Origin of the sequence: Bacillus sp. FSL K6-2971 (genome assembly GCF_038006405.1) — a bacterium.
GTDB classification, from domain to species: Bacteria; Bacillota; Bacilli; order Bacillales; family Bacillaceae; genus Bacillus; species Bacillus pumilus.
The window spans coordinates 230,361-253,672 of sequence record NZ_JBBOVD010000001.1; the positions used below are offsets into that span (position 1 = coordinate 230,361).

Below are 23,312 nucleotides of genomic sequence, written 5' to 3' on the forward strand. Positions count from 1 at the left end.
AGGTGAGTATGGTGGAAATGGATTTGGCGCAGTATTTAATGACACAAGGACCCTTTGCGGTTCTTTTTTGTTGGGTGCTGTTTTACGTATTAAACACAACAAAGGAACGAGAAAATAAACTCAATGAGCAAATCGAAGCGCAAAATGATGTGTTAGCAAAGTTTAGTGAGAAGTATGACGTCGTGATCGACAAGCTCGACAAAATTGAACGGAATTTAAAATAGGAGGAATCATTTATGAAAACATTCGACAAAGGTACTGTGATTCGCACAGTGCTTCTTTTTATGGCATTGATCAACCAAACTTTAATTATTTTCGGTAAACCAGTTTTACCGATTGAAGAAGATCAAATCACATCATTGGCTGAGACATTGTACCTTGCTGGTTCAATGATCTTTACAATCGCTACAACCCTTGTCGCATGGTTTAAAAACAACTATGTGACCGACAAAGGTAAGCAACAAAAAGAAGTCCTAAAAGAAAAAGGATTAACGAAGTAAGGAGTTGCCATGAGGTGGCTCTTTTTAATACACCAAAAGGAGACGATGAACGTGGTAAAAATCATTAAAGATCTTATTCCAAAGAGTAACCGCAACAGACCAGGCAACTATATGAAGCCTTTATATATTACGGTTCATAACACAGCTAACACTGACCAAGGAGCAAATGCCTTGCGTCATGTTAATTATGTGAAAAATCCTAATACAGCAACAAGCTGGCACTATACAGTGGATGATAAAGTTATCTATCAACATCTGCCGTTAAATGAAAACGGCTGGCATGCAGGGGATGGCCGAGGAACCGGAAACATGAAGTCAATTGGAATTGAGATTTGTGAAAACGCAGACGGCAATTTTGAAAAAGCGGTTGAAAATGCTCAATGGCTCATTCGTCAGCTCATGACAGAGCAAGGCATTCCATTGGCAAATGTTGTACCACATAAGAGATGGAGCGGTAAACAATGTCCACGAAAGCTGCTTAATCGCTGGGACAGCTTCAAGGCGGGGATTGCCGTTGCTCATACAAGTAAAAAACCGAATGCTAAACCAACAAAAGCAGAACCATCCAAAACAACAGCGTCCAAGCCTGCTAAAAATCCATATGGCTTGCCAGCAGGCATTTTAAAAGTTACAAAGCCTCTTACAAAGGGATCAGCAGTAAAAGGCGTACAGCAAGCCCTAGCGGCGGTTTACTACTACCCAGACAAAGGAGCGAAAAACAACGGGATTGACGGCTATTATGGACCGAAAACGGCAAATGCGGTCAAGCGGTTCCAGTCGATGCATGGTCTTGCTGCCGATGGCATCTACGGTCCAAAGACAAAAGCGAAGCTAGAAAAGCTATTAAAATAAAAAAAGACCTTTCTCCATATGGAGGAAGGTCATTTCTTTTTTTCGTCTAACAGTTCAATAATTTTTTGATTAGACTGTTTCTGTTCACGGAGCAAAGAAACAATGTTACCCGTAAACCCAATTAAAATGATCAGTAAGATAATTATTATCCACAGAAGCAATACTAATTCCCCCTTACGGCTCTATTAAAGTCCTAAAAGTCGAGTAACTCTTATTGTTTAAACCATCCTCAATTTTACCTGTCTTATACGGAGAAGGAAATAGGACAATTTGATAGTTTTGTTTTTCTTTAACTTTAGGAATATTAACTTCGTAAATATTAGTTGATTCCCCTTTTACAGAAATAAATGATACAGTCTTGTTATTGAATTTCACTTGTTTTGTACCTGAAAAAGCAACTACAGCATAATCTAGGTTCCTATCATTTGCATTGAAGATTTGTAAGAATGCTTTTTCATTAGCTTTGGATTTAAATAGAATCTTATTTCCTCGTTCTTGGGAGGTAAGGAATGCTTCCTCTCCTGATAGTTCTCCAGTCGTTTGTAAGGGGGGAAGGTGTTCAACGTGTTGGTGATTTTGACTGTTTTTAATGTATCTTAGGGTGATAATATCTTGGAGTCCTGAACCAATATCTATATTCTCAGTCTCTAACTGGAATTCTGCTTCAGGGATAATCAATAAACTTAACTCTCTGTGATTAGGGGGACTTTCAAATTCTAATTGAATTTTTTTCACAGTGTTTTTATTCATTGTGAATGTATAAGAGTTTGAGCGCTTTTTGTTGTCAGCTTTGAATGGTATAGTTTGAAAATCTGAAAGAATTACTAGGCTGTATTTTCTTTTTTCACTTAGATAATGGCTAAAGGATAAGACTTTTTTGTATGTTCGTCCTTTCTTGGCTCCAATATCTAATGTGTCTAGGATTTCCCCGTTTACCTCATATAAGCCATAAGAAACTGTTTCTGATCCAGGGCCTGTAATATCTTCTTGTTCGTCATTATATTTTTCAATAGGTGAAGGAGTAGCTGGAACACTTTCTTTTTTTTTATCAGAAATGCAACCTGTTAATAAAAAGCATACTCCTATAACCAGAAAGCAGTTTAAGAACTGGATTCTAATCTTCATGTATATTTTTATAGAATATCAAATATGTCATATTTCTTTTGATGATTAACAGTTTTATAACCGTTTCGCTCATATTTAGTATTGCCGTAAGCCGATCCTTTACAACCCCATCCGCCAGTTACTCCACCTAATGCTTCTGCCCCGGCATAGTTTGAGTTACTATTTGAATCTGTAGCACTTTTAGTAAGACCGCCTTTTTGGCTATACAATCTTGATTTGGCCTCAATTTTGTTAATTTTCATCTTTGCCTTTGCTTTAGTAAGCATTGAATACTTACATTTCCATGAGCCACTGCCAGATCGTATTTTTTTGAGATTCCAAGTTGAGGTGTAATCTTTTGCTAATATACCAGCATTCTTGTCACCTACTGCTGTTTCTAGAATTGATGCTGAACTCTGTGAAGATTCCTCAACAGTGACCCACTCTTCTTCAGTGTTATTTGACGTTGCATCTGCTGATTTAGGTAAAGAAAACATTGAGCTAGAAACTAAAGCAAGAGTGGCGGCTAATGGTAAAACAACTTTTTTCATACATGAAAACTCCTTTTCTGTAATTTTGATACACCGCAATTATACGGGTCTAACATTTTTTTATGAATGAACAAAAAGCCTTGTAGATTCGACAAATCATTAATTTATCCCTGTTTTTACAGTCCAAAAAAAACAGGAAAAAACTCCTTGCGGGACAACGAAACATGATTTTGCGTTAGAACGAAAAAACTTCTATATATTATATTTTATGGTAAACATATGTTAATATTTGTTTGAGTATTTAGAATTTGGACAGAAAGAGGTGTTTATTATGAGTAAACTTGCTTCTGAGTATGTTGCTAATATCTTAAATGAATGGTATATGGCTATAAAACAGCAAGATGTTGAGGTTGCCGAGAAATATTTCAAAGAGGGCAGGGCTCTGTTTGATGAAATGGAAGAAGACCAAGAAGTATTGATGTATTATTCTTTGCTTGAAGAGAGACATAAAATGATGCTTCACCAGGACAAAGGTAAAGAGTTCCCAAAGCACTCGTATTTCAGTAAGAAACATAAGAAAGAAATTCGAAAAACAGATAATATGATTGAGTATTATTTCTTTTTATTTGAAGCTCTATACGAATCACATAATCGTAATTATGGTAACGCAATTAGTCTTTTTAAAATCGCTGAGAAAAAACTTTCAAATATTCCCGATGATATTGAAGCTGCTGAGTTTTATTCAAAGGTAGCCTCTCTTTATATGATGCTTGGTCAAAACATAGTATCTTTAAATTATATAAAGGATGCAATGCACATTTATAAAAGAAATGAAGGTTACCAAAAAAAGCTTGCGACGTCTATGATGGTTGTGGGGCATAACTATACAGAGCTGGGCCAATATGATAAAGCTGAGGATATTTATTTCGAAGCAATACGAATTTCCAAACAACTTGAAGATCCTTTTTTTGAGGCTATGATCCATCATAATTTAAGTATCACTTATTCAGCTGCTAAAAGACCTCAAAATTGCATAAATGCTCTGAAAAAAGCATTTAGAAATGATGAATGGAAACAGTCCGTTTATTACATAAACTCCCTCTATATGATCACAAAAGAACTCTTCATAATAGGACAATCCGATCAAGCTATTTATTATTACAAAAAAGCACAGGAAAACTTAAATAAAAAAGAGAATAAAGTGTATGAGGCTAAAATAAACATTATTTATGAGTTGTTCCAGAAAACTCCTGAAGAGAGCGTTAATAAGTGCAGGAGCTACATTCATTACTTATTTGAACAGAATGATGCGGATAGTGTGCGCGATCTCGCTTTAATCATTTCGCAATATTATGAGGCGAGAAGTTATATTCAAGAATCTCTGGAATTCTCTAATCTTGCTATTTTAGCCGAGAGGAAAATGAAGCAGTTGGAGGGTGTCTAATGAAAAACTTAATTCTTTGTTTAGCTGCTCTGGGCGCGATAGTAGCGGCTAGTTATGCGGGCTCAATGAATGCTCATGTTACAGAGAAACCGGTCGGAACTTATATGTTATTAGCAGAAAAACCAGTCGGTACTTAATAAAACCCTTCTCATCTTAGAAGGGTTTTTTACTTTTCAAGGAATCGTTGGAACGTAAGTTTGCTAACGTGTTGGATTATTTTCAGCATCTACATTTCTTTTAATTTTGCTTCTGCTGCTGTCATTGCTTCGTTTTTTGAAGAAAATCCTTTGCGTACAATTCTTTTTCTTTTCCCCGTTTCTTTATCGAGTGATTCCAGGATATACGAAAAAGTGTTGTCTCCACACGGTTTTACATTAATCATGTTTCCCCTCCTATTTCTGTAATATGATAAATCTATCTTACTGAATATCCCATAAAAAGCAATATAATCAGAACCACCATTCATTTTTCTCTTTATCCCATCTAATCTCTTTTCGATACAACTTTGATTACCAAAGCATACAATGTTTAAAAAAGAAAGCAGGTCTTTGAACATCGGCCTGCTTTGGGAGCAGATTGGGATCGAATTGGGATCGAACTAAAATTGTCTAAACCTTTTTTGAATTGTCTAAACCATACAGTGTTCAATTTAAACCTTATTAAACCAGTCTTTCACTTTCTAACATTGTGTAATGTTTTCGCTGACCTCCTCCATGGTAAGGAAGAGGTCAGCGGTTCGAGCCCGCTTGGAAGCTTTCCTCTAAATGTTGATCTGACAGGGTTTCTCGATGATGAGAAGGCTTTTTTTTATGTCCTTTTTTATTTACTTGGGGACAAATTGGGGACCAATTATCGAATTTGCAATAAGTTTGTTAAAGCATCCGCCACTAGACCGTATGTGTATACGTATCAAGAGTTGTTTTAACATACGCATGACCTAAACGCTGAGAGACAGATTTAATATTAAACCCAGGTATTTAGCTGATTTGATTTATTAGCATAGTAGCATGAGTATGACGCATATCATGCAAATGAATTTTCTTATATCGAGCCTTTTTGCGAATCGCTCCCATCATGTATTTAAATTTGAAAAGGTAGTTGAGAACGCACAATGCTAATTCGTCCAGCTGAAGACAGAGCAAGGCATTCCATTGGCCAACGTTGTGCCACATATAAGAGATGGAACGGATCGAAGACAAAAGCAGCTCTTCAAAAAGTATTGAAAAAATGAAAAAAAGTAAAGCCCCTGACCATAGAGAACAGGGGCTTTTTTGATGTTTATTTTTCATCGTTTGAAAATGCGTGAAGCTGCAATTCTTTTGCATTTGCAACTTTCATTGTTCTTCTTTTGAAGTGAATCCTTCTCTCAAAATCCTTTTTCTTTTCTCTGTTACTTTATCGAGTGTTTTTAGGGTATGTGAAAAAGTGTTGTTTTCACACGGTTTTACACTAATCATGTTTCTCCCCTGTTATCGTAAAATGTCATTTTTATTTTACTTAATATTCCACAAAACGCAATTTATTGAATTTTATCACCCCTATGTGCTTTTTAAATGTGTCGAATTTGTGAAATTAACAATTTCCACAAACTAAAATATATGGTAGATCTGTCTATAGTAGGTAACACAATACTCATTGTTATGGTGAGCATTAAAAGAAGGAGATTTCATGATTAATGCCATAACTGGTGTTACATATGGTAGTAAAGTTAGAGAGCCAAAAGGTGCTCTGCATTACTACTATACACATGCCTTAGAAATAGGAAATTCTAAGGAAGAGCTTCTCATCCAAATGGACTTGACAGATAAGCTCGAAAAAAATTACACGGAGGTAATAGGAAATGAGAATTAACCACAATATCGCAGCACTTAACACTTTAAACCGTTTGTCTGCAAACAACGGTGCGAGCCAAAAGAACATGGAGAAGCTTTCTTCTGGTCTTAAAATCAACCGTGCAGGAGATGACGCAGCTGGTCTTGCAATCTCTGAGAAAATGCGTGGACAAATCCGCGGATTAGAAATGGCATCTAAAAACGCACAAGACGGTATCTCTCTTATCCAAACAGCTGAGGGTGCTTTGACTGAAACTCACTCAATCCTTCAACGTGTACGTGAATTAGTGGTTCAAGCTGGAAACACTGGTACACAAGATAAAAACACAGATCTTCAATCTATTCAAGATGAGATTGAAGCTTTACAAGAAGAAGTTGATGGAATTTCAAATCGTACAGAGTTTAACGGTAAAAAATTATTAGATGGTACTTTTAAAGGAATTCCAGGAACACCAGCAATTCCGCCGACAGATCCAGATGACCCAGATACAGGTACACCTGAAGTCCCAGCAAGTGGTAATGCTTTAGTGTTCCAAATCGGTGCTAACGCAACTCAACAAATTTCAGTTAATATTGATAAAATGAGTACCGATGCATTAGGAGTTAAAGATGATGATGGTAATGTTGTAGCCAATCAAGCCGTTAAAAACATCGATGTAAGAAAATTTGCTGACAATGATGCAAAAGCAGATGATGTTGGTTTTGATACTCAACTAAGTATTGTTGATGCAGCTATTAACCAAGTATCTGCTCAACGTGGAAAACTTGGTGCAGTACAAAACCGTTTAGAGCACACTATTAACAACTTGGGTGCATCTGCTGAAAACTTAACAGCTGCTGAGTCTCGTATCCGTGACGTTGACATGGCAAAAGAAATGAGTGAGTTCACTAAGAACAACATTCTTTCTCAAGCGTCTCAAGCTATGCTTGCACAAGCGAATCAACAGCCACAAAACGTACTTCAATTATTACGTTAATAAACCAAAAGCCCCATTTATATAGGGGCTTTTTTTGTTTGTTTTAAAATGTTGGACTTGCTCAGTGACAAATAGAATCATGAAAATGGAATAAATCGATTGATAAGGAAGCTTTGTATCAATTTTCTACACATTCCTTCTTTTTGTGCTTGATTCCTTAGTTCCTTTCTTATATTCTTACTAAAGTGATGGTTATCCTCTCTAACAAAAGACTCTGTACGTTCCTCTTTTTCCCCGAAAGTGAAGCATTGTTTATTTTCCTTTCTTCATCTCCAGGTTTGATTGATCTTCTTTTCTGTGTGCGGTATGTGTATAAAAAGGAGTAGATGGTTTGAAAGATTTATTTGTAAAGCAAGAATGGTTTGGACATGTGCGTCAGGATGTGCTGGCGGGTATTTTAGTGGCTCTGGCTTTAATTCCTGAGGCGATTGCATTTTCGATTATTGCGGGCGTTGATCCGAAGATTGGATTGTATGCTTCGTTTTGTATTGCCATTGTCATTTCGTTTGTTGGTGGACGGCCAGGTATGATTTCGGCTGCTACAGGGGCTATGGCTCTGGTTATGGTTGATTTGGTAGCCGATCATGGATTGCAGTACTTGTTTGCGGCTACGATTTTAACAGGTCTGATTCAAATTGTGTTTGGATTTTGCCGAGTGTCTCGTCTGATGAAGTTTATTCCGAAATCCGTAATGGTTGGTTTTGTGAATGCGTTGGCTATTATGATCTTCATGGCTCAGCTTCCACATTTCGTAGGGGAATCGTTGGCCATGTATACAATGACAGGCGGCGCTTTGCTGATCATTTATTTATTGCCGATGGTGGTAAAGGTGATACCATCCCCTCTCATTGCGATTATTGTCATGACGATCATTGCTGTATTTGGACATATTGATGTGAGAAAAGTTGGAGACATGGGAGAGCTTCCTAGTACTTTGCCTGCTTTTCTGATTCCTCAAGTTCCGTTTAGCTGGGAGACACTTGCTATTATTTTTCCTTATTCTTTAGCGCTAGCGATGGTAGGTTTACTTGAGTCTCTTTTAACTGCACAGATTGTTGATGATATGACGGAGACGTCTAGTCGTAAGAACAAGGAAGCGAGAGGTCAAGGGATTGCCAATGTGGTTGCAGGGTTCTTTGGTGGTATGGCTGGTTGTGCGATGATTGGTCAATCAGTGATTAATACGAAGGCAGGCGGGCGTGGCCGTCTTTCTACCTTTGTAGCGGGTGCCTTTTTAATGGTTCTCATTTTTGTACTTGGTGATGTTGTTGTTCAGATTCCGATGGCTGCTCTTGTAGCTGTCATGATTATGGTCTCCGTTGGGACATTTGATTGGAGTTCCTTTCAGCAGTTACGAAAGAATCCGATAACAGATTCTATTGTGATGATTGTCACGGTCGTGACGGTATTGTTAACTCATGATTTATCAAAAGGTGTTTTTGCAGGTGTGCTGCTAAGTGCGGTATTCTTTGTAGCAAAAATATCGAAGCTCCATATTTCCTCTACAGAAAGCCAAGCAGGTACTTGGATTTATCGAATTAAAGGGCAAATTTTCTTTGCTTCTGTGACTGATTTCATCCAAGCGTTCCGTCAGGGAAAAGATCTCCAAGCCATTGTGATTGATCTATCTGAAGCGCGTATATGGGATGAATCGGGTGTGGCAGCGATAGAACGTGTAAAGGAAAAGTATCAAGCAGCTGGCGTACAAGTAGACGTAGTTGGAATGGATACATCAAGTCGAAATCTTGTGAAACAGGTGAATGGTTCTTCATAAGTTTTTTCTGTTTGTTACAATAGAAAGGGTAGAAAGTGAAGGATGGAGGTGGCCGGCATGCTTGTGCGTTTGAACCAAGTGCTCGGCCGGATGATGCCGCTTATTACGCCTATTAGTGTGCTACTTGGTGTTTTATTGGCGGCCTATTTAAAAGATTTTACGTTTATGGTGCCTTGGGTATTTGCCATTATGACATTTTCAGGGAGCTTGTCATCTACTTTTTCAGCTTTAAAGCATACGGTGATGCATCCATTGCCTTTGATTTTATCGTTTATGATTTTGCATGTGCTGATGCCTCTTTATGCTTGGTCAGCGGGGCATTTGATATTTGCGGGCGATTCTATGACGATCACCGGTTTGACTCTTGCGATGGTGATTCCAACAGGTGTGTCTAGTTTAATATGGGCGGCGATGTATAAAGGGAATGTCGGGTTAACGTTATCTATCATTTTAATTGATACATTGCTTTCGCCATTGATTGTGCCAGTAAGCTTGTCACTCTTCGTCGGTACACAGGTCCATATGGACATGGTTGCGATCATGAAAGGGCTGTTTGGTATGGTGGTGCTGCCCTCTATTTTAGGAATGCTCGTTCGTCAGTATGCAAAGCCATCTGTGACGAAAACAATTAGTCAGACCTTGGCTCCTTTTTCAAAATTAGGCTTGTTTGTTGTCGTATCGATTAACAGTTCTGTTGTCGCCCCATATTTGCGTGAACTGGATGCTGCATTTTTTAGCAAAGCAGCGACTGTCTTTTTCATTGCGATGAGTGGGTATGCTTTTGCATGGTTGATTGGAAAGGTAATGAAATGTACTCAAGGGGAAATTGTGGCCATTGTGTATACGGGCGGCATGAGAAATATTAGTGCCGGAGCTGTGCTTGCTATTAGCTTTTTTCCGCCTGCTGTTGCTGTCCCTGTTGTGATTGGTATGCTGTTTCAGCAAGTACTTGCTGCCTTGTTTGGTTTCTTACTCAATCGTTTTGAGCTGAAAGCGCCTGCTGTGACTAAATCTTTATCATGAAAAGACCTCCATTTTATGAGATGGAGGTCTTTTTGCGAATTAATAGATGAGATATTTCTTCCGTTTCTTTTCAAATGATTTGAGGTCGTGATGATAGCGCTTCATGATGTGTTTGACGGAAGTACCTTGATTGATTTCTTCTTTGATCCAACCATTTCCGATGAGTTTATCAAAGCTACCTGTTTGAAGAAACTGAAAGTCTTTTGGATATAAATCATGTATGGCTTTGATGATGGATAACCCTGTTTTTACCGCTTCGAATGAAGAGCGGTCTGTGACGTATAGCTGCACACCGTGTGATAGCTTCCCTGCATGTTTAGAAAAAGTGGGGGTGAATGATACGGGTCTAAATTTCACACCCTTTAGTTTTAATTGATTTAAATAATCTGCTAGCTCATTGCTATTGATATACGGAGCGCCAATGAGCTCGAACGGTTTTGTTGTTCCTCTGCCTTCAGAGACATTTGTGCCTTCAATTAATCCTGTGGCGGGATATACAAAGGTACTATCCACTGTTGGCATGTTAGGTGAAGGAAGGACGAATGGCAGCTTCGTGTCATCAAACGTCATGGAACGCTTCCAATTTTTCATTTTGATGACTGTGACATCAGCATTGATATGAAACTCTTTGTTAAAGAATTTTGCTAGTTCACCAGTGGTCATCCCATGTCTTAATGGTATTGGATAGAGCCCTACAAATGAAGCGTGCTCAGGTTCTAAGACAGGGCCTTCTACTTTTAGTCCGCCAATGGGGTTTGGACGGTCTAGGACAACAAAGGGAATGTTGTTTTCTTTCGCAGCCTCCATCGCATAGGCCATCGTGTAAATATAGGTGTAATAACGAGCGCCAACATCTTGAATATCAAACAGCAAGACATCTACATTTTTGAGCATGTCAGGGGTTGGTTTTCTTGTTTTTCCATAGAGAGAGTAAACAGGAAGACCTGTTTTTTCATCGGTATAGGATTCGACGCCTTCTCCTGCCTGTGCATCGCCGCGCACACCATGTTCAGGTCCATATAGAGCAGTAAGCTTGATATTTGGATGCTCAAATAGGAGATCGACACTGCTTTTCATATTTGCATCAATACCAGTTGGGTTCGTAATGAGGCCGACCCTTTTCCCTTTTAACCATGAAAGATTGCCTGAGAGTAGTGTTTCGATCCCAGTTTTGACTGTTGCTTTTTTTCCTTTTGTATCTGTTCGTTCTTGGTTTGCGGGGGAGGCGGCGGTCAATGTGCTCATAATGAGAATGCTTGCGAGTATTAAGCTTGCTGTTTTTTTCAAGAGAATCCCTCCTATTTGATCTGTTTCCCTTTCAAGTTGAGTCCATAGCCGAATGGATACAGGGTTTGATTTGGATGAGTGACAGATGGGATATCTACAGGCAGTTTGCCTTTAGGTAATGCAGTGCCAAATATGACTTCTAACCCAGCAGGAATATTTGGCTGGTTGAATTGTCCGTTTGAGTAGCCCTTAAAACCGTAAACAGCTAGTAAGGCATCCGCCTCTTCAAAATTTGCCGCATCGTAAGGGTTTCTTAGGCTCATGATGACCATTTTTTTCTTTTGTGCTGCAGCTTCTTTCATGACAGCACGTGGGAAGGCAGTCGCCCATTTTTTCGGGTCCTGTACATTGTCATCAATCACACCATCATTCACAGCTGGGTCATTTTGGACAACGTAAGAGCCGGTAATCACATAGTCAGCATCTTGAAGCATTTTGGCTGTTTCTTTGGTGAAGGTCTTATCCGCAAAAGCATATGATTGGATACGTACAGGTTTGATCTTTTTTTGTTTGATCAGAGAATCAATTGTGACAGACATGGCTTTTGTTTGATCTTCGTAAGGTGCCATGACCAAGATTTTATCATTCTTTTTAGGCTTGAAGGGTAGGGTCTTATCGTTGTTTTTAAGCAGGGTGATCCCTTCACGCGCCATTTTTTGTTCTGCGTTCCGGTGCGATTTTTTCCCAACGATTTGAGTGGCTTTTTTGATTTTTTTCTCAAGGGTGATAGGTTTTTTGGAAGAAATGATGCCTCGTTTGATCTTCAATTGAAGAATTTTTTCAACAGATTCGTTGATTTGAGACATCGGAATTTCTTTCTTTACAATTGCCTGTTTTACAGCATTGAACACATTCTCAAGGTTTTTCTCAGTTTTAAGAGAGGTGACTGGTGCTGGCATGAGGGCGATGTCGACGCCAGCCTTAATGGCCATCACTACGGCTTCTTCCTGTCCGAAGTTATCTGCAACCGCTTTCATGTTTAGGGCGTCTGTTACGACAACTCCTTGAAAGCCCATCTCTTCTTTTAATAAGTGTGTGATGACTTTTTTCGATAAGGTTGCTGGAACCATAATGTCCTCGCCATCTTTTTTGCTTTTATATGTTGTATCATCAATGGCAGGAAATTGAACATGAGCGGTCATGACCATATCCGCACCAGCGTTGATCGCTTGTTGAAACGGATACAGCTCCACCTTTTTAAGACGATCTAGGTCATGTTCTACGAGCGGCAAGCCGTAGTGACTATCGACGGCTGTATCACCATGTCCCGGGAAATGCTTGAGTGTCGAAATAGTCTTCTCCTTTTGAAGTCCCTTCATGGTTTGAAGGCCAAGCCTAGTGACAAGAGCAGGATCAGAGCTAAAGGAACGGACGCCAATGACGGGGTTGTTTGGGTTATTATTCACATCTAGCACAGGAGAGAAGTTTGTATTGATCCCTAGTGCGTTTAATTCTTTGCCGATGATTTTGCCTGTGTCGTATGCATTTTTCTTGCTTCTAGAGGCACCAATCGACATATTTCCTGGGAAATGTGTTCCCTTTTGTAATCTTGTGACGATTCCACCTTCTTGATCAATTGAAATGAGTAATGGAATCTTTGGTGATGCTTTTTGAAATTCATGGGTGAGTTTGACGGTTTGTTTCGTATCAACGACATTCTCCGCAAATAAGATGACACCGCCTAGATGATATTTTTCTACAAGATGGGATACTTCTTTATTCATCTTTGTTAAGCCTGTAGGTGCGGATTCATCTTTTGTTTGCCAATTACGAAAGTCTGGCATAAGCATTTGACCTATCTTTTCATCCAAAGACATGTTTTGTACCATTTGTTTTGCGGTTGGAAGAGGGGCAGAGCTAACCTTTTCCGTTGGAATGGAAGGGGTTAGCAGAGCTAAAACCAAAGCAGCGGGGAAAAGTGCTTTTAACATCGAATTCCTCCTTTTACTTAAAAGATTCGTAGATGGCGGTCATGATGCTTCCATAAGTGCCAGTTGGGAAAAGGTCACCTTCAAATTGATTTGGGTTGGTTTCAGGTGAAACGACAGGCGAATGTTTCTTATTTGTCAGCAAGACGATACCTAGATTATGTTTTGGATCAATCATTGTCATGGTTCCGGTCCAGCCGGTATGTCCATAGGCTTCGTTACTTGCATGTTTTCCAAACATCCATTCCATGTCAGTATGACCGTTTTTACGCCAGCCTAGCCCGTATGTTGGGTTTGTATCAGAAGAGGCTGTAAAGAGATCGATAGAAGCTTGATCAAAGATGGTGGTTTTTCCATAGCCTCCTTTGTTCAGCATGAGCTGGAGCAGCACGGCCATGTCTGATATGTTAGAGAAAAGTCCAGCATGACCAGAGATTCCTGCCATTGAGTAAAATGCTTTTTCATCATGGACTTCGCCTAGCAGGGTGTACCTGCGAATGTTTTCAAAATCAATGACACCATCTCGCGAATTACCTAAACGTTCGGTTGCTGCAAAATGCTTCGGCTTAAATCCTTTTTGCAGTGGATTGAACATTGTGTGTTTGAGACCTAGCGGCCGATAGATTGTCGACTCTACATATTGATCAAGAGGCATACCTGTTTTTTTCTCAATGATCATGCCTAACAGCATGTAATCAATGTCACTATAAATGTGCTGGGTGCCTGGTTTGTATTGCAGAGGCACCTTCGGCAACCATTTCATCGTTGTCTTTCTATCTTGAGAATAAAAGGTGCCGGCTGCTTCTTTGCTATAAAATAAGACACTGGAAGGGAGTCCGGCAGAATGGGTCAGAAGATCTCTTACATGGAGCTGATCTTTGCCGGTTACCTTTGCATCTGGTTCATCTTTAAAATCTGGCAGAATGGCTTGTATTTTTTCGTTCACATCCAGTTTTTTCTCGTAGACAAGCTTTTGCAGGGCATAGTTCGTCGCATACATTTTGGTGTTGGATGCTAAGTCGAACAGTGTATTCTTTTTCATTTTCTTATAGGATTTGAGTTCGGTTGTGCCTTCGTATTTTTGCCTGTAGCCATAGGCTTTTTGATGGACGATTTTTCCGTCTTTGATAATGATGAGTGCGGCTCCTGGAAATCCTGCTTTGATATCGTTTTGAATCATGTGATCAACCTTCCTAAGCTGCCTAGAAGAAAAACCAACTTGTTCCGGTCGTTTTGCCTTTTTTAAGACGGGATATTCTTCAGGTGCTGTTTTAGACAAAGACGATACAGGATGGGAGCTAGTTGCAAATGTTTGTGCTGGTAATCCAAGGAGCATGAGCAGACTTGTCATTAAGAGAAAGTATTTCTTCAAGAGTTAGCCCTCCTATTGCTTATTTTTCCTCAAATTCAACAGCCATATCATCATGAAAACCAAATAAGTATGTGAAAATAAATCCAGCGACATATGCAATAAAGAGTCCGATTAAGTAAAGAAGCATTTGATGTGCGTGAACAATAAAGGTTAATGGGAGACCTGATACACCAATCGCCTTCGTTGCAATTTGGAAGTAGGCTTGAAATGCACCGCCGATTCCAGCGCCAAGACAAGCGGTGAGAAATGGTCGTCCCAGCGGGAGTGTGACACCGAAAATGAGTGGTTCACCAATGCCAAGCATCCCTGAAGGAAGTCCACCCGCGATGGCCCTTTTGAGTTTTTTCTTTTTTGTTTTCATATAAATGGCGAATGCCGCACCTACCTGTCCTGCACCGCCCATAGCGAGAATCGGCAAAAGCGGGTCATCTCCTATGGAATTAATGAGTTCCATATGAATCGGTGTCAGTCCTTGGTGAAGTCCTGTTACAACAAGTGGAAGGAAGGTCGCACCAAGAACAAATCCAGCGAAGATCCCGCCCATATTTAATAGATAAGTTAATCCTGAGGTAATGGCATCAGATATAAATCCGCCGACTGGCATGAAGACAACGTACGTAAAAATGCCTGTAATGAGTAGTGTGATGGTTGGTGTGACGATGATATCAAGTGATTGCGGGACGAATCGTCTGATTCTTGTTTCCACAAGCGCCATAAAGATGGCAGCTAGAAGAACACCAATAAGCCCGCCTCTGCCTGGTAGAATATTTGTGCCAAATAGCATAATGTCTGCGGAGGCTGGGTTAATAATGAGGATACCAGCTAATGCGCCTAATGCAGGAGAGCCCCCAAACTCCTTTGCAGCATTTGTTCCGACTAATATACCGAGATATGCGAACAAGCCTGAACCAATAACGGTTAAAATGATCGCTGCTTGAGACTTTCCATCAAGCCAGCCCGCTTGCACGATTGCTTTTGTAATCCCTGTAATAAGACCTGATGCAACGAGTGCTGGAATGATAGGAATAAAAATGCTGGCAATGCGTCGTAAGAACAGTTTGAACGGTGTGCGGTTCTTTTGTGAAATGGCTTGCTTGTTTTTTTGTGCTTCGTTGTTTAAATCATACGAGTCAGAGGCATTTAGCAGTTGTTCAAACGCACTTGATACTTGGTTGACAACACCAGTACCTAAGATAATTTGCAGCGTTTCTGCCTCAACGACACCAATGACACCATCGAGTTCTTTGATTGCATTGAGCTGAACTTGTTCATTGTCAATTGGTGTAATTCGGAGACGCGTCATACAATGTGTATGGGAAGAGATGTTTTCAGAACCACCACAGAGAGAAAGAATGTCTTTCGCCAACTGCTGATATTTCGTTTGATGACTCATGTTGAATCCCCCTTTGATTTTCGTTTCATGGAGCGGATGGCATGTCTTGTTTTGTCAATATATTGCGCCGTCTCTTCATATTGACGGGAAGCTAAGCTGAGGAACAAGACATCAATTAAGTAGAGCTGTGCCATTCTAGAGGAAGTGGCTGCACTGCGAAAAGGTGCTTCATTGGAACCGGACGTCGATAGGTGAACATCACATAAGGCAGAAACGCTTGTTTGACCTGGATGCGTCAAAGCAATGGTCTTCACTTGATTGTCTTTTGCGAGCTGAAGGGCTTGAATGATATCTAACGTTTCTCCTGAAAAGGAAATACCGAACACGATGTCATTCTTTCCTGCATTTGCGATGACCGTTGATGCGATGTGCATGTCAGTGAAGGCAGTCGCTGCATAATTGATTCTGAGAAATTTCTGCTGGGCATCCGCTGCGACGATGCCAGATGCACCGACGCCGATGAAATGGATTTGATTTGCACGCAGCAGTAATTGAACAGCTTTTTCTAATGCCTCTGCATTTAAAATAGAAGCGGTGTCCTTAATCGATTGAATCGAGTTTCCTGCTGTTTTTTGAATAATGGATTGAAGCGGTTCATCTTGTTCGATATCACGGTAGCCTTGTTTATCGCTATACATCAAGTCTCCAGCGATTCGCATTTTTAAATCGTGATAGCCATCTAGCCCGAGAGATTTACAAAGGCGGATGACTGCAGAGCTGCTTGCACCGGCTGCCTGACTGATTTCGTGTACTGTGCTCTTAATGACTTTGTCAGGATGGGCAAGGATATAGTCTGCAATGATTTTTTCAGATTGGGGGAGCTTTGCTTTCATTGTGTGTAGTAGGGTGAGTCCACCTGCTGACATGAGCACTGCCTCCTTTAGGATTGATGATGTGCGATGGCTTTGTCGATATGACCATTCGTTTTGTTGAGTAAATCCTTGGCTGTTTTCTTGTCTGTGTTTGTTTGAAGCATGACGATGGCGGTTTTGACTTCTAAGTCTGCCGCTTCAAGCGTTTTCACGGCTTGTTCGTAGGGAGCGTTTGTCACATGTTGAATGATGGTGATGGCGCGTTCTTTTAATTTATGATTGCTGACTTTTACATCAACCATCAGGTTTTCATATACTTTCCCTTGTCTGATCATGACAGAGGTGGAAAGCATATTTAAAATCATTTTATGAGCGGATGCGGCTTTCATTCGTGTTGACCCTGTGATGGCTTCTGGTCCTACAATGACTTCAATGGCGCAGTCTGCCAGTTCGCTAATTTTTGCTTGTTCATTACAGCTGAGGGCTACTGTTTTTGCGCCGATGGATTTAGCGTAGTTTAAAGCGCCGATGATGTAGGGTGTCCTACCGCTGGCGGCGATACCGACGATTGTATCTTTTGATGTCAGGTGAATGTGTACTAAATCCTGTTTGCCGGCTTCTTCACTGTCTTCCACATCTTCGGCAGCATGTGAAAAAGCAGAGTCTCCGCCTGCCATGATGCCGACAATCACATCAGGTGAGACGCTATAGGTAGGGGGACATTCGACAGCATCCATCACGCCAAGTCTGCCGCTTGTCCCGGCTCCTAAATAAACGAGTCTGCCCCCATTTGAGATGGATTCATAGGCGAAGTCACTTGCTGTTTTGACATGTGGTAGGACACGGTTGACTGCTTGAGCGACCTTCATATCTTCTTCATTAATCATTTGGAGCATTTCGAGTGGATTTGCTTGTGATATTCCCATTGTGTTAGGATTTCTTGATTCTGTTGTCAAAGAACGCAATTGAGATGGCTGCATGCGACATTCCTCCTTATTTCTTCATTTTCAGTATATTCAGTATGATATGAAATTTCAACATTATATTTAAATATTGAAATTATATTTCAATCAAAAAGTGGTGCTAATTGAAGGTGAATAGTTAGAAAATAAAAAAAATAAAAATCCCCTTTACAAAAGGGGGACAACCTGTATATAATAATTTTTGTCAGCTTCACGGAAACAGTCAAACTTGACAAATTGGCCCGTTGGTCAAGCGGTTAAGACACCGCCCTTTCACGGCGGTAACACGGGTTCGAATCCCGTACGGGTCACCATTGATGTGGAGGATTAGCTCAGCTGGGAGAGCATCTGCCTTACAAGCAGAGGGTCGGCGGTTCGAGCCCGTCATCCTCCACCATATGCCGGTGTAGCTCAACTGGTAGAGCAACTGACTTGTAATCAGTAGGTTGGGGGTTCAAGTCCTCTTGCCGGCACTGTTTTTTCTTTATCAATTCCATATGTGGAGGGGTAGCGAAGTGGCTAAACGCGGCGGACTGTAAATCCGCTCCCTCCGGGTTCGGCGGTTCGAATCCGCCCCCCTCCACCATTTTTGGGCTATAGCCAAGCGGTAAGGCAACGGACTTTGACTCCGTCATGCGTTGGTTCGAATCCAGCTAGCCCAGTTAAGACACCTTTTTCAAAAAGGTGTCTTTTTTTATGCTGGCAGGCGGAATGTATAACTATTCAAAATATTGTTGAGTTGAGTCAGAAGGCACCGAGAAAGTAAAATATAAGCATGAAGGGAAAGGGGATGTACATATGGGAGATCAAAAGAAGGTCACGCTTGTCGGGGTTCCGATGGATTTGGGTCAAATGAGAAGGGGCGTCGATATGGGACCGAGTGCGATTCGGTGTGCAGGCGTAAAAGAAAAATTGGAATCGCTTTCATTTGATGTGGAGGATCTCGGGGATATTCCGGTTGAACAAAGAGATGATGAAAAAGGTTTATATACAAGTGAAAAGCTAAAAAATTTAACGGAGAATGCTGGTGCGAATCAGCTGCTGGCAGAGAAGGTTGACAGTATAGTGCAATCAGGCTCATTCCCGCTCATTTTAGGCGGTGATCACAGCATTGCCATTGGCACACTTGCTGGTGTATCCAAGCATTATGAAAACTTAGGTGTCATTTGGTATGATGCTCACGGTGATTTAAATACAGAGGAAACTTCTCCTTCTGGAAATATACATGGTATGCCGCTTGCAGTCAGTCTTGGCCTTGGGCATGCTGATTTGACGAACATTGGCGGTTATTCTCCAAAATTGAAGCCTGAGAATGTTGTTTTAATTGGTGCTCGATCCTTAGATGAAGGAGAGCGGGCATTGATTAGAGAGAAAGGCATTAAAGTGTATACGATGCATGAAATAGATCGTTTAGGGATGACAAGAGTGATGGAGGAAGCGATTGCATATTTAAAGGAAAGAACAGATGGTGTCCACCTGTCGCTTGATTTAGATGGATTAGATCCAGCCGAGTGTCCTGGTGTAGGAACTCCTGTGGCAGGCGGCATTAGCTACCGGGAGAGTCATCTTGCTATGGAGCTTTTAGAAGAAGCCGGTATTTTGACTTCAGCTGAATTTGTTGAGGTGAATCCGGTTTTGGATGAAAAAAATAAAACAGCCGAAGCAGCTGTTGCATTAATTGGATCGTTAATGGGCGAAAAGCTATTGTAGAGCGGGACTTGTTCCCGTTCTTTTTTGTTTTGGATAAATTTAAGGATATATTAAGGTTTTTACTGGTAGATATGCGTAACACGCTGTCAAAAATTTGTTACACTATTTTTTAGAGGAGAATGAAACCTTTTGGAAAGAGGTTCGTATACATAAAGACCGGTGAAGGCAGAGGTTGAATATACTATGGACACAATGATTAAAAAGAGAATTAAGCAATTGAAAAAAGGCGACCAGAACGCATTTGCAGACATCGTAGACCTGTATAAAGACAAAATTTATCAGCTGTGCTACCGTATGCTTGGGAATGCACACGAAGCAGAGGATATTGCACAGGAGGCGTTTATTCGTGCCTATGTGAATATTGAAAGCTTTGATGTGAATCGTAAGTTTTCTACGTGGCTGTACCGCATTGCAACCAACCTGACCATCGATCGTATTCGCAAAAAAAAGCCGGATTATTATTTAGATGCAGAGGTGGCAGGAACAGAAGGATTGAATATGTATTCTCAAATTGCTGCTGATGGCATTTTGCCAGAGGAAGAGGTGGTGTCTCTTGAATTATCGAGTACCATTCAGCAAAAAATTCTAAGATTACCCGATAAATATCGTTCGGTCATCGTATTAAAGTATATTGATGAACTCTCGTTAAAAGAAATTAGTGAGATTCTAAATATACCCGTTGGTACGGTGAAAACGAGAATACACAGGGGTAGAGAGGCTCTCCGGAAACAGTTGAGAGACCTTTGAGTGAGGTGATTTTGATGAGCTGTCAGGAAAAAATCGTCCTGCTTATGCATCAGTATTTAGACGGGGACATTGAGCCCCAAGACGAAAAAGAATTAAAAAGCCATCTGCAATCGTGTGAGGAGTGCCGTACTCATTTTCAACAAATTGAGAAATCCATCGCGCTTGTGCAGAGTACATCTCATATAGAAGCACCAACTGATTTCACTGCAAAGGTGATGGCAGGTCTTCCAAAGGAAAAAAAGCGTGTGTCGGTTCAAAGATGGATCAAAGCTCATCCGCTGATGGTGGCCGCTGCCCTCTTTCTCATTTTGATGGGAGGCAGTCTGTTTACAAGCTGGAATACCGATCATAATTTCAGTGTGTCGAAGCAGCCGAATCTCGTTGTTGTAAATGATACAGTGACCGTACCTAAAGGGGAAACCGTAAAAGGTGATGTCACTGTCAAAAATGGCAAGCTGATTGTAGAAGGCAAGGTTGATGGAAATGTCACCGTCGTCAATGGGGAACAGCTGACTGCTTCTGCCGGCCAAGTCACTGGTCAAATTAATGAAATTAATGAAGTGTTTGATTGGATCTGGTACAAAATGAAATCTACAGCACAAAATGTGATGCGGGTCATTGGACCAGAGGAGCAAAAGTAATTATACGGGTCGAGAGCAGTCTCTTTAGGGGCTGCTCTTTTTCTATATTATAGGTCAGAATGTATACGAGCTAGCACGCTAGCCATATATGGCAACTGTTTTCCTTGCTGAAACAAAATGTGATATAATAGCCACGCTATGTATTTACACATAGGCTCTTTTTTTATCAAAAATGCATCAAACGAAGAATAACTGAAAATTCTGGAGGACGAGGAAATGGCTTTAGGGGATATTCCTATTTTGCAGTACCTCGGTAATGCTGTTGATATTCTCGTTGTTTGGTATGTGATATATAAATTAATGATGGTCATCCGCGGAACAAAAGCGGTTCAGCTTTTAAAGGGAATTGTGGTCATTGTTCTCGTCAGGATGGGAAGTGCGTATCTCGGTCTTAACACACTTCAATGGCTGATGGATCAAGCGATTACGTGGGGATTCCTTGCGATCATTATTATTTTTCAGCCAGAGCTAAGGAGAGCGCTTGAGCAGCTTGGGCGCGGCCGTTTCTTCTCAAGAAGCGGGACACCTGTAGAGGAACAGCAGCAGAAAACGATCGAGGCAATTACAAAAGCAATTAACTATATGGCAAAACGCAGAATCGGCGCGCTGCTGACAATTGAGCGTGATACTGGGATGAATGATTACATAGAGACTGGAATTCCTTTGAATGCAAAGGTGAGTTCAGAGCTGCTCATTAATATTTTCATTCCAAATACACCGCTTCATGACGGGGCTGTCATTATGAAGCGTGATGAGATTGCAGCTGCGGCTTGTTATTTACCGCTGTCAGAAAGTCCTTTTATCTCTAAGGAACTTGGGACGCGTCACCGGGCGGCAGTCGGAATTAGCGAAGTGACAGACAGCTTGACCGTCATCGTTTCTGAGGAGACAGGCGGCATTTCTGTCGCGAGAAATGGTGATCTCCACCGAGAATTGACAGAAGAAGCGCTTGAAGAAATGCTGATTGCTGAATTTAGTAAGAACAGCAAAGATGCTTCCTCGACCAAATGGTATTGGAGGGGCAAGAAAAATGGATAAGATTTTGAATAATCGCTGGGCCGTAAAGCTTTTTGCATTGGTCTTCGCTTTATTGCTGTATGGTGCAGTCAATTCAGCGCAAGCGCCCACGCCGAAAAAAATCGGTGAATCCTTTTTCCCAACATCGACGACAGATGAAGCAACCCTAACTGACATTCCTGTTAAAGCGTATTATGATGACGAGAAGTACGTCGTTACTGGTGTGCCGCAAACAGTTAATGTGACGATTAAAGGGTCAACGAGTGCTGTGAAAACAGCAAGACAAACAAAGAACTTTGAAATATATGCAGATATGCAGAATTTATCCACAGGTACTCATAAAGTGGAGCTGAAGGCAAGAGATGTATCAAAAGGACTCACACTATCGATCAATCCATCTGTGACGACGGTGACGATACAAGAAAAAACAACAGCAGAATTTCCTGTGGAAACCGAATTTTATAATCAAAATAAAATCAAAGACGGCTATTCACCTGAACAGCCTATTGTGAATCCGAAAAAAGTTACAGTCACAGGTTCTAAGGACGTGATCGACAAAATTTCTGTCATTAAAGCATTTGTGAACCTAGAGGATGTCGATCAGCAAATTGAAAAGGAAGCGAAGCTCACTGTGTATGATAGTAGCGGGAATGAGCTGCCAGTCGAATTGAGTCCGTCTGTGGTGAATATTACAGTTCCCATCTCAAGTCCAAGCAAAAAGGTTCCGTTTAAAATAGAGCGGACTGGCAGTTTGCCGGATGGGATCAGTATCTCAAGCATTGAGACAAGCCCGAGTGAGGTCACAGTGTACGGTTCTCAAAAAGTGCTGGATTCGCTTGATTTTATTGATGGTGTCAAGTTGGACCTAAGCAAGATCAAAGATGATACGGAGATTGATGCCGACATTCCCCTACCAGATGGTGTGAAAAAGGTATCGCCCGAAACGGTGAAGATCAAAGTGAAGGTTGCAACAGCGCAAGAAAAAAAGATCGATAATGTACCAATTTCTGTCGTAGGTCTGAGCAAGGATCTCACCTCTGATTTTGTGAGCCCATCTTCTGGACGACTCACGTTAACAGCAAAGGGATCAAAAAGTGCGATTGATAAACTAAAGGCTTCAGATGTTGAAGCCTATATCAATGTTGGGGACTTGAACGAAGGAACACATGAGGTCACAATTCAAGTGAACGGTCCTCAAAATGTGACGTGGACGTTATCGAGTTCAAAGGTCAAAGTGAAACTGACTTCTACTGAGACAGAAGATCAGCCAGCGTCTACAAATGATCAGAAGAAGCCATCTTCTGATGACGATGATCAGGAAGAGAAGAGTAAAGAAGAATCCACGCAAGATAAAGCAAAGAAAGAATCAAGTCAAAGACAGCGGATCAAAGAAGATAAAAAAGAGGACGAAGCGTCCTCTTGAATGGTAAAAAAGGAGCGATTGAA

Annotated in this window: 23 protein-coding genes, 5 tRNA genes and 1 pseudogene; 19 read left to right on the plus strand and 10 right to left on the minus strand. The window is 40.9% G+C overall.

The genetic code is table 11. The annotated features are described in order from the left end of the window. Positions 1–11: 11 nt before the first annotated feature. From MHI33_RS01380 to MHI33_RS01390, 3 genes are read left to right on the plus strand one after another with little or no spacing between them, the layout of a single operon-like run. Positions 12–224 (plus strand): BhlA/UviB family holin-like peptide, encoded by a 213-nt coding sequence (locus MHI33_RS01380; RefSeq protein WP_034620157.1) that lies wholly within the window; start codon positions 12–14, stop codon positions 222–224. A gap of 12 nt (positions 225–236) precedes the next feature. Next, positions 237–500 (plus strand): phage holin, encoded by a 264-nt coding sequence (locus MHI33_RS01385; RefSeq protein WP_340908516.1) that lies wholly within the window; start codon positions 237–239, stop codon positions 498–500. Between the two features lie 51 nt (positions 501–551). Beyond that, the gene (locus MHI33_RS01390) at positions 552–1,352 is read left to right on the plus strand and encodes a peptidoglycan recognition protein family protein (RefSeq protein ID WP_340908518.1); all 801 of its coding nucleotides are present in this window, start codon (positions 552–554) and stop codon (positions 1,350–1,352) included. A 174-nt stretch (positions 1,353–1,526) separates the two neighbouring features. On the opposite strand, the gene MHI33_RS01395 is transcribed toward MHI33_RS01390, so the two are convergent. Together MHI33_RS01395 and MHI33_RS01400 are read right to left on the minus strand one after the other, a co-directional pair. Beyond that, a complete protein-coding gene (locus tag MHI33_RS01395; RefSeq protein WP_340908523.1) occupies positions 1,527–2,477 on the minus strand; it encodes a hypothetical protein in 951 nt (316 codons plus the stop codon). Positions 2,478–2,485: 8 nt separating this feature from the next. Continuing rightward, a complete protein-coding gene (locus tag MHI33_RS01400; protein ID WP_340908526.1) occupies positions 2,486–3,007 on the minus strand; it encodes a hypothetical protein in 522 nt (173 codons plus the stop codon). A gap of 271 nt (positions 3,008–3,278) precedes the next feature. On the opposite strand from MHI33_RS01400, the gene MHI33_RS01405 reads away from it, so the two are divergent. Both MHI33_RS01405 and MHI33_RS01410 read left to right on the plus strand, forming a co-directional pair. Then, on the plus strand, positions 3,279–4,391 hold the full coding sequence (locus MHI33_RS01405) for a Rap family tetratricopeptide repeat protein (protein ID WP_340908529.1): 1,113 nt from the start codon (positions 3,279–3,281) through the stop codon (positions 4,389–4,391). After that, positions 4,391–4,528, plus strand: coding sequence for a hypothetical protein (locus tag MHI33_RS01410; RefSeq protein WP_186325117.1), 138 nt, complete (start codon positions 4,391–4,393; stop codon positions 4,526–4,528). The genes MHI33_RS01405 and MHI33_RS01410 overlap by 1 nt, the downstream gene beginning before the upstream one ends. An 89-nt stretch (positions 4,529–4,617) precedes the next feature. On the opposite strand, the gene MHI33_RS01415 is transcribed toward MHI33_RS01410, so the two are convergent. Beyond that, a complete protein-coding gene (locus MHI33_RS01415; protein ID WP_340908531.1) occupies positions 4,618–4,773 on the minus strand; it encodes an Arm DNA-binding domain-containing protein in 156 nt (51 codons plus the stop codon). Positions 4,774–5,278: 505 nt separating this feature from the next. Beyond that, positions 5,279–5,449: pseudogene (locus tag MHI33_RS21990) on the minus strand (tyrosine-type recombinase/integrase); the annotation flags it as partial. A 610-nt stretch (positions 5,450–6,059) separates the two neighbouring features. On the opposite strand from MHI33_RS21990, the gene MHI33_RS01420 reads away from it, so the two are divergent. The 4 genes from MHI33_RS01420 (at position 6,060) to MHI33_RS01435 (ending at position 9,997) form a co-directional block, all read left to right on the plus strand. Then, positions 6,060–6,242, plus strand: coding sequence for a hypothetical protein (locus MHI33_RS01420; protein ID WP_113768596.1), 183 nt, complete (start codon positions 6,060–6,062; stop codon positions 6,240–6,242). After that, positions 6,232–7,200, plus strand: a complete 969-nt coding sequence (gene hag / locus MHI33_RS01425; RefSeq protein ID WP_126741704.1) for a flagellin Hag — start codon at positions 6,232–6,234, stop codon at positions 7,198–7,200. Before MHI33_RS01420 ends, hag begins: the two co-directional genes overlap by 11 nt. A gap of 331 nt (positions 7,201–7,531) precedes the next feature. Beyond that, positions 7,532–8,974 (plus strand): SulP family inorganic anion transporter, encoded by a 1,443-nt coding sequence (locus tag MHI33_RS01430; protein ID WP_268508167.1) that lies wholly within the window; start codon positions 7,532–7,534, stop codon positions 8,972–8,974. 57 nt (positions 8,975–9,031) lie between these two features. After that, positions 9,032–9,997: a bile acid:sodium symporter family protein gene (locus tag MHI33_RS01435; protein WP_044139145.1), complete on the plus strand. Its 966-nt coding sequence runs from the start codon at positions 9,032–9,034 to the stop codon at positions 9,995–9,997. A 39-nt stretch (positions 9,998–10,036) separates the two neighbouring features. Here MHI33_RS01435 and MHI33_RS01440 read toward each other — a convergent pair whose 3' ends face one another. The 6 genes from MHI33_RS01440 to murQ are packed head-to-tail and all read right to left on the minus strand — an operon-like array spanning position 10,037 to position 17,769. Then, on the minus strand, positions 10,037–11,284 hold the full coding sequence (locus MHI33_RS01440) for an exo-beta-N-acetylmuramidase NamZ family protein (RefSeq protein WP_217013160.1): 1,248 nt from the start codon (positions 11,282–11,284) through the stop codon (positions 10,037–10,039). Positions 11,285–11,295: 11 nt separating this feature from the next. Next, the gene (locus MHI33_RS01445) at positions 11,296–13,215 is read right to left on the minus strand and encodes a glycoside hydrolase family 3 protein (protein WP_340908542.1); all 1,920 of its coding nucleotides are present in this window, start codon (positions 13,213–13,215) and stop codon (positions 11,296–11,298) included. 13 nt (positions 13,216–13,228) lie between these two features. Further along, complete coding sequence (gene pbp4b / locus MHI33_RS01450) at positions 13,229–14,584, minus strand: penicillin binding protein PBP4B (RefSeq protein WP_268483216.1); 1,356 nt, start codon at positions 14,582–14,584, stop codon at positions 13,229–13,231. 19 nt (positions 14,585–14,603) lie between these two features. After that, positions 14,604–15,977 (minus strand): PTS transporter subunit EIIC, encoded by a 1,374-nt coding sequence (locus tag MHI33_RS01455; RefSeq protein ID WP_126741710.1) that lies wholly within the window; start codon positions 15,975–15,977, stop codon positions 14,604–14,606. Continuing rightward, positions 15,974–16,843 (minus strand): MurR/RpiR family transcriptional regulator, encoded by an 870-nt coding sequence (locus tag MHI33_RS01460; RefSeq protein WP_065097739.1) that lies wholly within the window; start codon positions 16,841–16,843, stop codon positions 15,974–15,976. The genes MHI33_RS01455 and MHI33_RS01460 overlap by 4 nt, the downstream gene beginning before the upstream one ends. A 14-nt stretch (positions 16,844–16,857) precedes the next feature. Continuing rightward, positions 16,858–17,769: an N-acetylmuramic acid 6-phosphate etherase gene (gene murQ, locus MHI33_RS01465; RefSeq protein WP_065097738.1), complete on the minus strand. Its 912-nt coding sequence runs from the start codon at positions 17,767–17,769 to the stop codon at positions 16,858–16,860. A gap of 221 nt (positions 17,770–17,990) precedes the next feature. Between murQ and MHI33_RS01470 the strand changes: the two genes are divergently transcribed. The 10 genes from MHI33_RS01470 to MHI33_RS01515 all read left to right on the plus strand — a co-directional run bounded on the left by MHI33_RS01470 (position 17,991) and on the right by MHI33_RS01515 (position 23,289). Beyond that, positions 17,991–18,065 (plus strand) — tRNA-Glu (locus tag MHI33_RS01470). A gap of 7 nt (positions 18,066–18,072) precedes the next feature. Continuing rightward, positions 18,073–18,148, plus strand: a tRNA-Val gene (locus MHI33_RS01475). A 3-nt stretch (positions 18,149–18,151) separates the two neighbouring features. Then, positions 18,152–18,224 (plus strand) — tRNA-Thr (locus MHI33_RS01480). A gap of 28 nt (positions 18,225–18,252) precedes the next feature. Then, positions 18,253–18,337: transfer RNA gene (locus MHI33_RS01485), tRNA-Tyr, on the plus strand. 4 nt (positions 18,338–18,341) lie between these two features. Continuing rightward, positions 18,342–18,413 (plus strand) — tRNA-Gln (locus MHI33_RS01490). A gap of 136 nt (positions 18,414–18,549) precedes the next feature. Continuing rightward, positions 18,550–19,461: an arginase gene (gene rocF, locus MHI33_RS01495; RefSeq protein WP_065097737.1), complete on the plus strand. Its 912-nt coding sequence runs from the start codon at positions 18,550–18,552 to the stop codon at positions 19,459–19,461. 183 nt (positions 19,462–19,644) lie between these two features. Further along, on the plus strand, positions 19,645–20,208 hold the full coding sequence (gene sigW / locus MHI33_RS01500) for an RNA polymerase sigma factor SigW (protein ID WP_003217112.1): 564 nt from the start codon (positions 19,645–19,647) through the stop codon (positions 20,206–20,208). Between the two features lie 14 nt (positions 20,209–20,222). Continuing rightward, on the plus strand, positions 20,223–20,849 hold the full coding sequence (rsiW, locus tag MHI33_RS01505; RefSeq protein ID WP_034664492.1) for an anti-sigma-W factor RsiW: 627 nt from the start codon (positions 20,223–20,225) through the stop codon (positions 20,847–20,849). Between the two features lie 216 nt (positions 20,850–21,065). After that, a complete protein-coding gene (cdaA, locus tag MHI33_RS01510) occupies positions 21,066–21,887 on the plus strand; it encodes a diadenylate cyclase CdaA (protein ID WP_003217057.1) in 822 nt (273 codons plus the stop codon). Then, positions 21,880–23,289, plus strand: coding sequence for a CdaR family protein (locus MHI33_RS01515; RefSeq protein WP_065097736.1), 1,410 nt, complete (start codon positions 21,880–21,882; stop codon positions 23,287–23,289). The genes cdaA and MHI33_RS01515 overlap by 8 nt, the downstream gene beginning before the upstream one ends. Positions 23,290–23,312 lie beyond the last annotated feature (23 nt).

Excerpts from the sequence above, each read along its gene's own strand:
- MHI33_RS01385 (WP_340908516.1), top strand. The coding sequence starts at position 237 with ATGAAAACATTCGACAAAGGTACTGTGATTCGCACAGTGCTTCTTTTT.
- MHI33_RS01395 (WP_340908523.1), bottom strand. The coding sequence starts at position 2,477 with ATGAAGATTAGAATCCAGTTCTTAAACTGCTTTCTGGTTATAGGAGTA.
- MHI33_RS01400 (WP_340908526.1), bottom strand. The coding sequence starts at position 3,007 with ATGAAAAAAGTTGTTTTACCATTAGCCGCCACTCTTGCTTTAGTTTCT.
- MHI33_RS01405 (WP_340908529.1), top strand. The coding sequence starts at position 3,279 with ATGAGTAAACTTGCTTCTGAGTATGTTGCTAATATCTTAAATGAATGG.
- MHI33_RS01410 (WP_186325117.1), top strand. The coding sequence starts at position 4,391 with ATGAAAAACTTAATTCTTTGTTTAGCTGCTCTGGGCGCGATAGTAGCG.
- MHI33_RS01415 (WP_340908531.1), bottom strand. The coding sequence starts at position 4,773 with ATGATTAATGTAAAACCGTGTGGAGACAACACTTTTTCGTATATCCTG.
- MHI33_RS01420 (WP_113768596.1), top strand. The coding sequence starts at position 6,060 with ATGATTAATGCCATAACTGGTGTTACATATGGTAGTAAAGTTAGAGAG.
- hag (WP_126741704.1), top strand. The coding sequence starts at position 6,232 with ATGAGAATTAACCACAATATCGCAGCACTTAACACTTTAAACCGTTTG.
- MHI33_RS01435 (WP_044139145.1), top strand. The coding sequence starts at position 9,032 with ATGCTTGTGCGTTTGAACCAAGTGCTCGGCCGGATGATGCCGCTTATT.
- MHI33_RS01445 (WP_340908542.1), bottom strand. The coding sequence starts at position 13,215 with ATGTTAAAAGCACTTTTCCCCGCTGCTTTGGTTTTAGCTCTGCTAACC.
- MHI33_RS01455 (WP_126741710.1), bottom strand. The coding sequence starts at position 15,977 with ATGAGTCATCAAACGAAATATCAGCAGTTGGCGAAAGACATTCTTTCT.
- MHI33_RS01460 (WP_065097739.1), bottom strand. The coding sequence starts at position 16,843 with ATGTCAGCAGGTGGACTCACCCTACTACACACAATGAAAGCAAAGCTC.
- murQ (WP_065097738.1), bottom strand. The coding sequence starts at position 17,769 with ATGCAGCCATCTCAATTGCGTTCTTTGACAACAGAATCAAGAAATCCT.
- rocF (WP_065097737.1), top strand. The coding sequence starts at position 18,550 with ATGGGAGATCAAAAGAAGGTCACGCTTGTCGGGGTTCCGATGGATTTG.
- sigW (WP_003217112.1), top strand. The coding sequence starts at position 19,645 with ATGGACACAATGATTAAAAAGAGAATTAAGCAATTGAAAAAAGGCGAC.
- rsiW (WP_034664492.1), top strand. The coding sequence starts at position 20,223 with ATGAGCTGTCAGGAAAAAATCGTCCTGCTTATGCATCAGTATTTAGAC.
- cdaA (WP_003217057.1), top strand. The coding sequence starts at position 21,066 with ATGGCTTTAGGGGATATTCCTATTTTGCAGTACCTCGGTAATGCTGTT.
- MHI33_RS01515 (WP_065097736.1), top strand. The coding sequence starts at position 21,880 with ATGGATAAGATTTTGAATAATCGCTGGGCCGTAAAGCTTTTTGCATTG.